The organism is Burkholderia sp. AU44665, from assembly GCF_030504405.1.
Lineage (GTDB): Bacteria > Pseudomonadota > Gammaproteobacteria > Burkholderiales > Burkholderiaceae > Burkholderia > Burkholderia semiarida.
In genome coordinates this window covers 187466-199610 of sequence record NZ_JAUJRI010000006.1, presented here as the reverse complement: position 1 = coordinate 199610, position 12145 = coordinate 187466, and the positions used below count along the sequence as shown (strand labels likewise).

General features: G+C 68.2%; 9 protein-coding genes. 2 read left to right on the top strand and 7 right to left on the bottom strand.

The genetic code is table 11. The features are described from left to right. Positions 1-76 precede the first annotated feature (76 nt). The 7 genes from QZM15_RS15540 to QZM15_RS15510 all read right to left on the bottom strand — a co-directional run bounded on the left by QZM15_RS15540 (position 77) and on the right by QZM15_RS15510 (position 7904). Positions 77-1249, bottom strand: a complete 1173-nt coding sequence (locus QZM15_RS15540) for a Gfo/Idh/MocA family protein (RefSeq protein WP_226225774.1) — start codon at positions 1247-1249, stop codon at positions 77-79. Positions 1250-1280: 31 nt separating this feature from the next. After that, entirely contained in the window at positions 1281-2207 is a 927-nt protein-coding gene (locus QZM15_RS15535) for a TIM barrel protein (RefSeq protein ID WP_302106698.1), read from the bottom strand. A 39-nt stretch (positions 2208-2246) separates the two neighbouring features. Beyond that, complete coding sequence (locus QZM15_RS15530; RefSeq protein ID WP_059575882.1) at positions 2247-3260, bottom strand: Gfo/Idh/MocA family protein; 1014 nt, start codon at positions 3258-3260, stop codon at positions 2247-2249. 74 nt (positions 3261-3334) lie between these two features. Further along, entirely contained in the window at positions 3335-4246 is a 912-nt protein-coding gene (locus QZM15_RS15525) for a sugar phosphate isomerase/epimerase family protein (RefSeq protein WP_059575970.1), read from the bottom strand. 44 nt (positions 4247-4290) lie between these two features. Next, positions 4291-5316, bottom strand: coding sequence for an ABC transporter permease (locus QZM15_RS15520; RefSeq protein ID WP_060965933.1), 1026 nt, complete (start codon positions 5314-5316; stop codon positions 4291-4293). Positions 5317-5343: 27 nt separating this feature from the next. Beyond that, a complete protein-coding gene (locus tag QZM15_RS15515; protein WP_060316283.1) occupies positions 5344-6909 on the bottom strand; it encodes a sugar ABC transporter ATP-binding protein in 1566 nt (521 codons plus the stop codon). 68 nt (positions 6910-6977) lie between these two features. Further along, entirely contained in the window at positions 6978-7904 is a 927-nt protein-coding gene (locus QZM15_RS15510) for a sugar ABC transporter substrate-binding protein (protein ID WP_059575888.1), read from the bottom strand. A 316-nt stretch (positions 7905-8220) separates the two neighbouring features. Here QZM15_RS15510 and iolC point away from each other — a divergent pair, with 316 nt between their 5' ends. Next, complete coding sequence (iolC, locus tag QZM15_RS15505) at positions 8221-10173, top strand: 5-dehydro-2-deoxygluconokinase (RefSeq protein ID WP_302106697.1); 1953 nt, start codon at positions 8221-8223, stop codon at positions 10171-10173. Positions 10174-10220: 47 nt separating this feature from the next. Then, entirely contained in the window at positions 10221-12104 is a 1884-nt protein-coding gene (iolD, locus tag QZM15_RS15500; protein WP_059575892.1) for a 3D-(3,5/4)-trihydroxycyclohexane-1,2-dione acylhydrolase (decyclizing), read from the top strand. Positions 12105-12145 lie beyond the last annotated feature (41 nt).

Below are 12145 nucleotides of genomic sequence, written 5' to 3'. Positions count from 1 at the left end.
GCGGCGGCGTAAAGATCAGGGTGTGTACCGAGGCCGGCTGCCGCGGCGAAGCGCGGCGCAGCCGGCCTTGCCCGCTTCAACGATAGTCGATCCACACGCCGCCCGCATCGGCCGAACGCACGCAGTTCTCGACCCAGCGCACGCCCTCGACGCCCGCGTGCACGTCCGGAAAGCGAATGGTCTTCAATGCCGCCGTGTCGCCGCGATCGGCCGCGTCCATCGCGAGCGCGAAGCGCGCGTACAGGTTCGACCATGCGTCGAACAGCCCTTCCGGATGCCCGGCGCCGATGCGATCTTCGCGCAATGCGTGCGGATGCAGGTACGGCATTCCGCGATCGAGCACCTGGGCAGGCTGCCCCTGGATTTCGTAGCGCAACTGGTTCGGGTGCTCGTCCCACCATTCGACGCTCGCCTTCGAGCCGATCACGCGCACCTTCTGCCCGTGCATCGAGCCGGCGTTCACCGCGCTCGACCACACGTAGCCGATCGCGCCGGTGTCGTATTCCATGATCGTGAACGCGTTGTCCTCGAGCGGCGCGCGGCTCTTCACGAAGCTCTGCCGCGAACACATCAGCCGCCGGATCTTCAGCTCGGGCGCCATCACTTCCGAGATGTACAGCGGGTGCGTGCCGATGTCGCCGAGCACGTAGCTCGGGCCCGCGAACTTCGGATCCACGCGCCAGCGCGCGGCCGCGCTCGCGGCCTCGACGCCCTCGCTGTGGAAGCCGTGCGCGAACTGCATCTGCACGATGCGGATCTCGCCGAGGTCGCCGCGCGCGATCATCTCGCGCGCCTGCTCGATCATCTGGTGTCCCGAATAACCGTACGCGACGCCGACGATCCGGTTCTTCTCGACCGACAGCCGCTGCAGCGCCTCGGCCTCCTCGGTCGTGAAGCACAGCGGCTTCTCGCAGACCACGTGCAGCCCCGCGTTCAGCGCGGCGCGGCAGATCTCGAAGTGCGTGTTGTTCGGCGTCGCGATCGACACCGCGCGGATGCCGTCGGGGCGACGCGCCTCGGCGTCGAACATCGTCGCGTAATCGGGATAGCAGCGCTCGGCCGCGACGCCGAGCTTCACGCCGAACTGGCGGCCGCGTTCGGGATCGATATCGAATGCGCCGGCAACCAGCTGGAAGCTGCCGTCGCGCAGCGCGGCCGACCGGTGGCTGTAGCCGATCTGGCTGCCGAGTCCGCCGCCGACCATGCCCCAGCGAATCGAATGTCCAAGCAGAATCTGTCCGTCAATCATGATGGTGGTGTTCCTGGTGCGTGTTCATGGGTCATGCGAAACCGGCCGACGCGAGAAACGTGCGGCTCGCCGCGACGTCGCGCAGGCTCGTGCCGGCGCTGCGCGGGTCGCGTTCCTGCTCGATCGTGATATAGCCCGCGTAGCCGATGTCGTCGAGCGCCTCGCGGATCGCGCGGTAGTCGAGCACGCCGGCGCCGATCGGGCACATCACGCCGCGCGCGCAGGCGGCGAAAAACGCGATGTGCTCGCCCATCACCGCGTCGTATACGGCTGCGTCGATGTCTTTGAAATGCACGTAGTCGAGACGCGCCGCATGGCGGCGCAACCACGCTTCCGGCTCCATGCCCGAGTAATACAGGTGGCCGGTATCGAGACAGAGGCCCGCCGTCTCGGCCGGAATGTCGGCAACGATCCGGTCGATCTCGTCCGCGAATTCGATGTAGCCGCCCGCATGCGGATGAATCACCGCGCGCACGCCGAACTCGTCGCGCGCGATCGTCGCGATCTGCCGGATATGGTCGACCATCCGCGCCCAGCGCGTGTCGGACAGCCGCGGCGCGCGATCGCCGTGGCCGGCCGCGTAGTCGCGCTCCTCGTGGCCCCAGTCCATCACGACCAGGTACGGCGCCGCGTAGCGCTGGCCGTCCTGCGTCGGCAGCTTCGGCAACTGCGTGATCAGCGCGCAGATGTCGCGCGTCTGGCGCAGCAGGTTCGGCAGGTTCTCCGGCGATACGAGATCGTCGAAAATCGTCCCGGCCGTGATGCTCAGGCGCTGGCGCTCGAGCTCGGCGCTCACCACGTCGAGTTCGAGCGGGATATAGCCATAGGGCCCGAGCTCGATGCCCGAATAACCGGCCTGCGCGGCCTCGGCGAGCACGTGCCGCCACGGCGGCAGATGCGGGTTGTTCACGTCGTCGACGCCCCAGCAGCACGGGGCGCAACCTATCTTCGTCGTCATGTCGGTCGGTCCGGCAGGTCAGCGGCGGGCGGGCGCTGGTCAGCCGCGATAGAACGCGGGACGCTCGGCCATCGCGATCGGCTCGACCGCGCCGGTTTTCTGCGCCCGCACGCACGCGTCGGCCGCGACCGCCGCCGCGTAGCCGTCCCACGCGGACGGCCCGGTCAGCACGCCCTGCCGCACGCCGTCGATGAACGCCTGCAGCTCGACGTCGTACGACGCGATGAAGCGCTCCTTCCAGTCGGTCATGATCTCGACCGACTGCCGCGCCGCATGCTTGAGCCCGACGGCCGGCGGATCGGGCAGCTTCGCGATGCCCTGCTCGCCGACCACCTCGCACTGGATGTCGTAGCCGTACTGGCAGTTCACGAAGATCTCGACGTCGATGCGCACGCCGCTCGCGGTTTCGAGCAGCACGATCTGCGGATCGGCGAGATGCGCGGATGCATGGCGCGTCTTCTTCGGATAGACGACCTGCGCGCTCGTGTAATCCTCGCCAAGCAGCCAGCGCAGCACGTCGAGTTCGTGGATCAGCGTGTCGGTGATCGCCATGTCGGTCGTGTAGCGCTCGCCGACCGACTGGTTGCGGTGCGCGCAATGCAGCATCAGCGGCGCGCCGATTTCGCCGCTGTCGATCACGCGCTTCAACGCGCGATAGCCTTCGTCGTACGGCCGCATGAAGCCGACCTGCACGAGCCGCTTGCCGTGCGCGAGCTCGGCTTCGACGATCCGCATGCAACCGTCGGCCGTGACGGCCAGCGGCTTCTCGCAGAACACCGGCTTGCCGTGCGCGATCGCGTCGAGCACGAACGCTTCGTGCGTCGGCCCCCAGGACGTGACGAGCACGGCCTGCACGTCGGCGGCCGCGACCACTTCGTGGCCGTCGCCGTAGATCTCGGCATCGAGCCCGTATTTCGTCACCGCGTCGCGCGCCTGCCGCGGATCGATGTCATTGACGGCCACGACGCGCGCGCCGGACAGCGTGCGGGTCAGTCTGCGAATGTGGTCCTGGCCGATCGCGCCGCAGCCGATCACGCCGATTTGCAAGGTCATGCAGTTGTCTCCGGTGGTTCGTTCATCAGCGGCGCGGCCCATGCCGCGCCGGTCGGTAATCGGTCATCCGTCGGTCAGCGCGCGGTGCGGTCGAAATGGCGATCGACGTAGCGCTGGATCGTGTCGCGCATGTAGCGCGACGAGGCTTCCGCGCGGTCCTCCCACGCGAACACGCAGGACGACATCACGCCGTCGAAGCCGGCGGCGCCGAGCGCGCGGAAAAACTCGTCCCAGTCGATCTCGCCCTGCCCGATGTCGAGATGCTGGTGCACGCGGATCTGGTTCGAGCCGGGCGGGTTCACGATGTAGCGCAGCTGGCTGCTCTTGCGGTGGTCGAACGTGTCGGCCACGCGCACGTGCGCGAGGATCGGCGCGGCGGCCGCGATCATCGCGGCCATGTCGTCGCCGTAGTAGAACGTGTGCGGCGCGATATACGACAGCTTCAGCGACGGCGAGCCGATGTTCGTGACGATGTCGATCGCCGGCTGCAACTGCTCGATCCAGTCCTCCGGATGCGGCTCGACCGACAGCACGATGCGCTCGCGCTCGAGGATCGGCAGCAGCTCGTCCATCGACCGGAACCACGCGGCCTCGCACAGCGGCTGAGGGTTCGCGCCCGGCCGCTCGCCGACCGAGCGCTCGGGCGACGCGCCGCGCCCGAACTCCGACACCATCAGCGGGCACTCCATCTCGACCGCCACCTCGATCGCCTTCTTCCAGCAGCGCACGGCCCATTGCCGCTCGTCGTCGAACGGGCTCGCCCAGCGGTACATCGGCTGCAGCGACGCGAGGCCGACGCCGCTCGCGCGCATCGCCTGGCGGAACGCGGCCATGCGCTCGCGCGTCGCGCGGGGCATCACCCACCAGTCGAGAAAGTCGCTGCGCGGCGACAGCTCGATCTGGTCGTAGCCGAGCTCGGCGACCGCGTGCGGCAGCCGGTCGAGCGGCAGATGGCGAATCATGTAGGGATCCAGCGCGATCTTCATCTTCTTCCCGGACAGTTTCGTGGTTTCGGTAGTTTCGGAATCGCTCAGCGGCGCGACTTCTTGTTGCGGTACTGGTCGGCGATCACGGCCGCGACGATGATCGCGCCTTTCACCATCTCCTGGTAATACGCGTCGATGCGGATGAACGTGAAGCCCGACGTCATCACGCCGAGGATCAGCACGCCGATCACGGTGCCCGTCACGCGGCCGAGGCCGCCCGACAGCGACGTGCCGCCGATCACGACGGCCGCGATCGCATCGAGCTCGTACATCACGCCCATGCCCGACTGGCCGGAGATCGCGCGCGCGGCCGTCACGGTGCCGGCGATCCCGCTCAACAGGCCCGCGATCGCATAGACGAAGATCAGGTGCCGCGTGACGTTGATACCCGACACGACGGCCGCGTGGCGGTTCGCGCCGATCGCATAGGTGTACTTGCCGAAGCGCGTGTAGCGCAGCACGACGTGGAAGATCGCGGCGATCACGACGAAGATGATCACCGGATTGGCGCCCGCGCCGATCGCCGCGAACGGGTCGGTCAGCATCGACACCGGCATCCCGTTGGTGAACCACTTCGCGAAGCCGCGCGCGGCGACCATCGTGCCGAGCGTCGCGATGAACGGCGGGATGCCCGTCATCGCGATCAGCGTGCCGTTCAGCAGGCCGACCAGCAGCCCGACGCACACGCCGGCCAGCACCGGCCAGATGACCGGCAGGTCGGTGAGGTGCGGAAACACCGCGCGCGGGAAGTCGGACACCTGCGCGAGGCTCGCCGACACGACGGCGGCGGCCGCGACGACCGACCCCGACGACAGGTCGATCCCGCTGGTGATGATCACGAGGTTCACGCCGACCGCGATGATGCCGATCACGGCCATCTGCAGCACGATGATCTCGAGCCGCTCCGCATTGAACAGGAAGCTCTGGCCGACGACGACCCAGCCGACGATCTCGAAGAACAGGCTGATGCCGACCAGCACGAGAAAGATGCTCAGTTCGGGCGGCCACTTCGCATGCCGCGACTTGAGTGTCATGGTCCGCGCATCCGCGACCGGGTTCAGGTTGCCCATTTCAGTTGTCTCCAATCTTGTTTCGGCTCAGCGCGACGCGAGATCCATGATGCGGACCTGGTCGGCGTCCTTGCGATCGACGATGCCGGTCATGCGCCCTTCGTGCATGACCATCACGCGATCGCTCATGCCCAGCACTTCCGGCATTTCCGACGAGATCATCAGCACCGCGACGCCCTTGCCGGCGAGCGCGCTGACGAGCCGGTGGATCTCGGCCTTCGCGCCGACGTCGATGCCGCGGGTCGGTTCGTCCAGGATCAGGATGCGCGGCTGCGTGAGCAGCCACCGGCCGATCAGCACCTTCTGCTGGTTGCCGCCCGACAGGTTCTGGATGGTCTCGTGCAGCCCGGGCGACTTCACGCGCAGCATCCGGCTCATTTCCTCGCAGTCGCGCTTCAACTGCGCGTGCTGCACGAAGTTGAATTTCACGTAGCGACGGCTGAGCACCGCCGCTTCCATGTTCGCGAGCAGGTCGAGATTCAGGAAGCAGCCGGAGTCCTTGCGGTCCTCGGTGAGGAACGCCATTCCGTGCCGCATCGCCTGCGCGGGCGTCGAAATGCGCACCGGCTTGCCGTCGATGCGGATCTCGCCCGACGTGGCCGGCACGACGCCGAACAGCGCCTCCGCGACGTTCGAGCGCCCGGAGCCGACGAGGCCCGCGACACCGAGAATCTCGCCCGCGCGCAGCTCGAAGCTCACGTCGCGGAACACGCCGTCGACGCAGAGATCCTTCACCGACAGCACGACGTCGCCGATCGGCACCGCTTCCTTCGGGAACATCTGCGTGATCTCGCGCCCGACCATCATGCGGATGATGTCGTCGCGCGTGACGTCGCTCGATGCGTGCGTGCCGATGTACTTGCCGTCGCGGAACACCGAGAATTCGTCGGCGATCTCGAACAGCTCGTTCATCTTGTGCGTGATGTAGACGATGCCCTTGCCCTGCTCGCGCAACTGGCGAATGATCCGGAACAGGTGCGTGACTTCCCTGTCGGTCAGTGCGGAGGTCGGCTCGTCCATGATCAGCACGTCCGAGTCGAACGACACGGCCTTCGCGATCTCGACCATCTGGCGGCTCGCGACCGTCAGCGTGCGCACGTCGGTTTCCGGATCGATGTCGATCGACAGCCGCTCGAACAGCTCGGCCGTGCGGCGGCGCAGCTCGGCGTGATCGATCAGGCCGAAGCGGTTCTTCGGTTCGCGGCGAATCCAGATGTTCTCCGCGACCGTCATGTACGGCATCAGGTTGAGCTCCTGATGGATCATCGCGATGCCGCGGTCGAGCGCATCGAGCGGGCCGTTCAGCACGACGGGCTCGCCGTTGATCAGGATTTCGCCCTGGTCGGGCGTGTAGACGCCCGCGATGATCTTCATCAGCGTGGACTTGCCGGCGCCGTTCTCGCCCATCAGCGCATGAACGGTGCCACGGCGCACGCGGAACTGCACGCCGTCGAGCGCGACGACGCCGGGAAAGGACTTGCCGACGCCGCGCACCTCGAGCACGCAGTCGGCCATGGCCGCGCCGGGCGCGGCGGACGAAGCGGCCGGCGCGCTTTCGCTGGCCATCGAGCGCGCGATCCTGGCTGTAAACATGGACGTTCCTCGAAAGTCGCGCGCGAACCCGGCCGCGCCGGGCCCGCGCAGTTCAGCGGGAAAACCGGTCAGTGCTTCGCGTACTGGTTCATGTTCTCCGGCGTGACGAGCTCGAACGGCACGTTCACGTAGCGATCGACCGGCTGCTTCTTCGCGAGCTTGAGCGCCGCGGCCACCGCTTGCGCGCCCTGCCCGGTCGCGTTCTGGTAGACCGACACCTTCAGCTCGCCGGCCTTCATCGCCGCGAGGCCGTCCGGCGTCGCGTCGATGCCGGCGACGACCGTCTTCGGCGTCAGCTTGCGCGCGGCCTTCAGCGCGTTGATCGCGCCGATCGCCATTTCGTCGTTGTTCGACACGATCGCGTCGAACTTCGTCCCGGAGCTCAGCCAGTTCATCGTGATGTCCTGGCCCTGCGTGCGGCTCCACTTGCCTTCGCGCTTGTCGACGATCTTCATGCCCGCGCAATCCTTCGTCGCGATCACGTCCTCGATGTCCTTGGTGCGGGCGCGCGCCGACTCGTTGGACAGCTCGCCCATCAGCACGAGGATGTCGCCCTTGCCGCCGAGCAGCTTGCACACCTGGCGCGCCTGCAGCGTGCCCGACTGCTTCTCGTCGGAGGCGACGACCGCGACGCCGGCCGGCAGCTTGTCGAAATCGACCGGCTTGCGGTTCACGTAGACGAGCGGGATCTTCGCGGCGGTCACCATCTTCGTGATCTTCGGCGTCGCGTCGGTATCGACCGCGTTCACGATGATCGCGTCGACCTTCTGCGCGATCATGTTCTGGACCTGGCTCAACTGCTTGCCGACGTCATTGCCGCCGTCCTCGATCTGCACGGTCACGCCGTCCTTCTTCGCCGAATCGGCAATGCTGTTGCGCAGGATGGTCAGGAACGTGTCGTCGAACGATGCCATCGTCACGCCGATCTTCTCGGCATGCGCGAGCGGCGCGGCCAGGATCGCGGCGGCCGCGACGGCCATCAGCTTGGTCTTCATGATCAATCTGTCTCCTCATCTCCGGGGGCGGAAGACGGCGCGTTGCGCGCCGCCGGGCCGAGTCCGATCTGGTCCGATCGGGACTGAAGCATCCGGATGAAACTGTAGATCACTTCCTCGAAAATTTGGAAATTTATTTCTACGTGATTTCACCTAGGGAACTAGATTTCCAAAAAGTCTAGACTCCGTTCCGTAGCCCGATTCCCGGCGGCAGGCAGCCTCGCGTCGTGCGGCACGTGCCGCGGACAGCCGCCGCCCAATCGGCCCCCCAATCCGCCGGCAGCGCCGAACGCCGGCCGCGAGCGTGACACGTGATATGAGCCTGAACTTTCCGAGTGACCGCCCCATCGATCTCGCCTGCCTCGGCCGCGTGGCCGTGGATCTCTATGCGCAGCAGTACGGCAGCCGCCTCGAGGATGCGCGCAGCTTCCAGATGTATCTCGGCGGTTCGTCGGGCAACGTCGCGTTCGGCGTCGCGCGGCTGGGCCTGAAGACCGCGATGATCTCGCGCGTCGGCGACGAGCAGATGGGCCGCTTCCTGCGCGAGACGCTCGAGCGCGAAGGCTGCGACACGAGCCAGTTGCAGACCGACCGCGAGCGCCTGACCGCGCTGGTGCTGCTCGGGCTGAAGGATCGCGACACGTTCCCGCTGCTGTTCGTGCGCGAGAACTGCGCGGACATGGCCGTGCGCGCCGACGAGATCAGCGAGGACTTCATCGCCGGCTGCCGCGCGCTGGCGATCACCGGCACGCATCTGTCGACGCCGGGCACGCGCGAGGCGTCGCTGACCGCGTTGACGTATGCGCGCCGCCACGGCGCCGTGCGCATCCTCGATATCGACTACCGGCCGGTGCTGTGGGGGCTGACCGCGCGCGGCGCCGGCGAAAACCGCTATGTGCCGGACGCGCAGGTGACGCGGCAGTTGCAGCAGGTGCTCGGCGAATTCGACCTGCTGGTCGGCACCGAGGAGGAATTCCTGATCGCGGGCGGCGTGCCGCACGACCTGATCGCATCGTTGCAGGCGGTGCGCGCGATCACGAACGCGACGCTGGTGGTCAAGCGCGGCGCGCTCGGCTGCTGCGTGATCGAAGGCGACATCCCGGCGCGCATCGACGATGCGCCGACCTTTCTCGGCGAGCGGGTCGAGGTGCTCAACGTGCTCGGCGCGGGCGACGCGTTCCTGTCGGGCCTGCTGTCGGGGCTGCTGCGCGGGCGCGACTGGGCCGAATCGACGCGCATCGCGAACGCGTGCGGCGCGATCGTCGTGTCGCGCCACGCGTGCTCGGCCGCGATGCCGACGCCGGCCGAACTCGCGCACTGGTTCGACGGCGGCCGCAACCCGGCGGTCGATGCCGATCGCACGCTCGCGCACCTGCATCGCGTGACGGTGCCGCGCCGCGACTGGGACGACCTGTGCGTGATGGCGTTCGACCATCGCAGCCAGTTCTACGAGCTGGCAGTGCAGGCCGGCGCGGACGAAGCACGGATCAAGACGTTGAAGCGCCTGCTCGTGCGCGCGGTCGAACAGGTCGAGCGCGATCGCGGGATCGCCGGCCACGTCGGCGTGCTGATCGACGGCGGCGCATACGGCAGCGACGCGCTCGCGTCGGCCACGGGGCGCGGCTGGTGGGTCGGCCGCCCGGTCGAGCTCCCCGGCTCGCGGCCGCTGCGTTTCGACGACACGCGCTCGGTCGGCTCGTCGCTCACGCACTGGCCGACCGAACAGGTCGTGAAGTGCCTCGTTCACTATCACCCCGACGACCCCGTCGACCTGCGCGTCGAGCAGGAACAGCGCGTGCTGGAACTGTGGGAAGCCACGCGCGCGAGCGGCAACGAGCTGCTGCTGGAAATGATCCCGCCGCGCGCGGTCACGCCGGCCGGCACCGAGGACGACGCGGTGCTGCGCACGGTCGCGCGCTTCTACAACCTCGGCGTGAAGCCCGAATGGTGGAAGCTCACGCCGCTCACCGCCGACGGCTGGGCGCGGCTCGCCGCGCTGATCGCCGAGCGCGACCCGTACTGCCGCGGCGCGGTGATCCTCGGCCTGAACCAGCCGCTGCAATACCTGGTCGACAGCTTCCGCTCGGCGACCAACCCGATCGTCAAGGGCTTCATGGTCGGGCGCACGCTGTGGGCCGATGCGTCGCTGAACTGGTTCGCGGGCCGGATCGACGATCAGGCGCTGATCGACGAAGTGGCCGGCAACTTCGCGCAACTGGTCGACGCGTGGCTCGGCCGCCGGGCCACCGCGCGGGCCGCCGCGGCCTGATGCCCCGTGTTCGTGACGACCACCCGACTCCTCTCTATCGACCGACGATGACCACCACCGTAAGACTGACCGTCAGCCAGGCGCTCGTGCGCTACCTGGCCGCCCTGCGCGCCGAAGTCGTCCAGCCCGACGGGCGCACCGAGATCCTGCCGTATTGCGGCGGCGTGTTCGCGATCTTCGGCCACGGCAACGTGGCCGGGCTCGGCGAAGCGCTGCATGCGGAGAAGGACCGGCTGCCGACGTTTCGCGCGCACAACGAGCAAGGGATGGCCAACGCGGCCGTCGCGTTCGCGAAAGCGCATTTCCGCCAGCGAATGATGGCCGCGACGTCGAGCATCGGCCCCGGCGCGACCAACATGCTGACCTCCGCCGCGCTCGCGCACGTCGGCCGCTTGCCGCTGCTGTTGCTGCCCGGCGACGTGTTCGTGTCGCGGCTGCCCGACCCGGTGCTGCAGCAGATCGAGGATTTCGAACAGGGCGACGTCAGCGCGAACGACTGCTTCCGGCCCGTCACGCGCTACTTCGATCGCATCACGTCGCCGGAGCAACTGCTCGTCGCGCTGCCGCGCGCGATCCAGGTGATGACCGATCCCGCGCAGTGCGGGCCCGTGTGTCTCGCGCTGCCGCAGGACGTGCAGACCTTCGCGTACGACTGGCCCGAGGATTTCTTCGCGCCGCCGGTGATCCGGATGCGCCGGCCGCCGGCCGACGCGCTCGAACTCGCCGACGCGCTCGACGTGCTGAAAGCCGCGAAGAAGCCGCTGATCGTCGCCGGCGGCGGCGTGCTGTACAGCCAGGCGTGGGACGCGCTGCGCGCGTTCGTCGACACGCACGGCGTGCCCGTCGCCGAATCGCAGGCCGGCAAGGGCAGCCTCGCGTGGGATCATCCGCTGAACCTCGGCTCGATCGGCGTGACGGGCTCGCCCGCCGCGAACCGCGCGGCCGCGCAGGCCGACGTCGTGTTCGCGGTCGGCACGCGGCTGCAGGATTTCACGACCGGCTCGCACGCGCTCTACGGCGACGCGGCGCTGCTGAGCCTGAACGTGCAGCCGTTCGACGCGGGCAAGAAGCGCGGCCGGCAACTCGTGGCCGATGCGCGCACGGGCCTTGGGCAGCTATCGGCCGCGCTGGCCGGCTGGCGCGCCGACGCGGCGTGGACCGCCGCGAACCGCGACCAGGCCGCCGCATGGAACGCGCGCGTGACCGAGCTGACCACGCGGATTCCGAAGGACACGCTGCCGTACGACGCGGAAGTGATCGGCGCGGTGCGCGACTCCGCGGCCGACGCGGGGCGCGACAGCGCGCGCGACGATCTCGTCGTGTGCGCGGCCGGCACGCTGCCGGCCGAACTGCACAAACTGTGGCGCAGCGGCGTGCCGGGCAACTACCACATGGACTATGCGTATTCGTGCATGGGCTACGAAGTCGCGGGCGGCCTCGGCGCGAAGCTCGCGCGCCCCGAGCGCGAAGTGATCGTGATCGTCGGCGACGGCTCGTACATGATGCTCAACGCGGAACTCGCGACGTCGGTGATGCTCGGCCGCAAGCTGATCGTCGTGATCCTCGACAACCGCGGCTACGGCTGCATCGAGCGGCTGCAACGCCATTGCGGCGGCGCGAGCTTCAACAACATGCTCGACGACTGCGTGCCCGAAGGCGGCGAGCGCTCGACGATCGACTTCGCGATGCATGCGCGCGCGATGGGCGCCGAAGCCGTGCACGTGCGCGACGTCGGTGAATTGCGCGATGAAATGAAGCGCGCGCGTGCGGCGACGAAGAGCCAGGTGCTCGTGATCGACACCACGCACCATCGCACGACCGACGACGGCGGCGCGTGGTGGGAAGTCGCGGTGCCGCAGGTATCCGGACGCGCCGGCGTCGAAGCGGCGCACCGCGCGTATCTCGACGCGAAGACGCGCCAGCGACGTTGAGCGCGCCTGCCCCGCGCCTCTGCCGCACCGGTAAAACAACA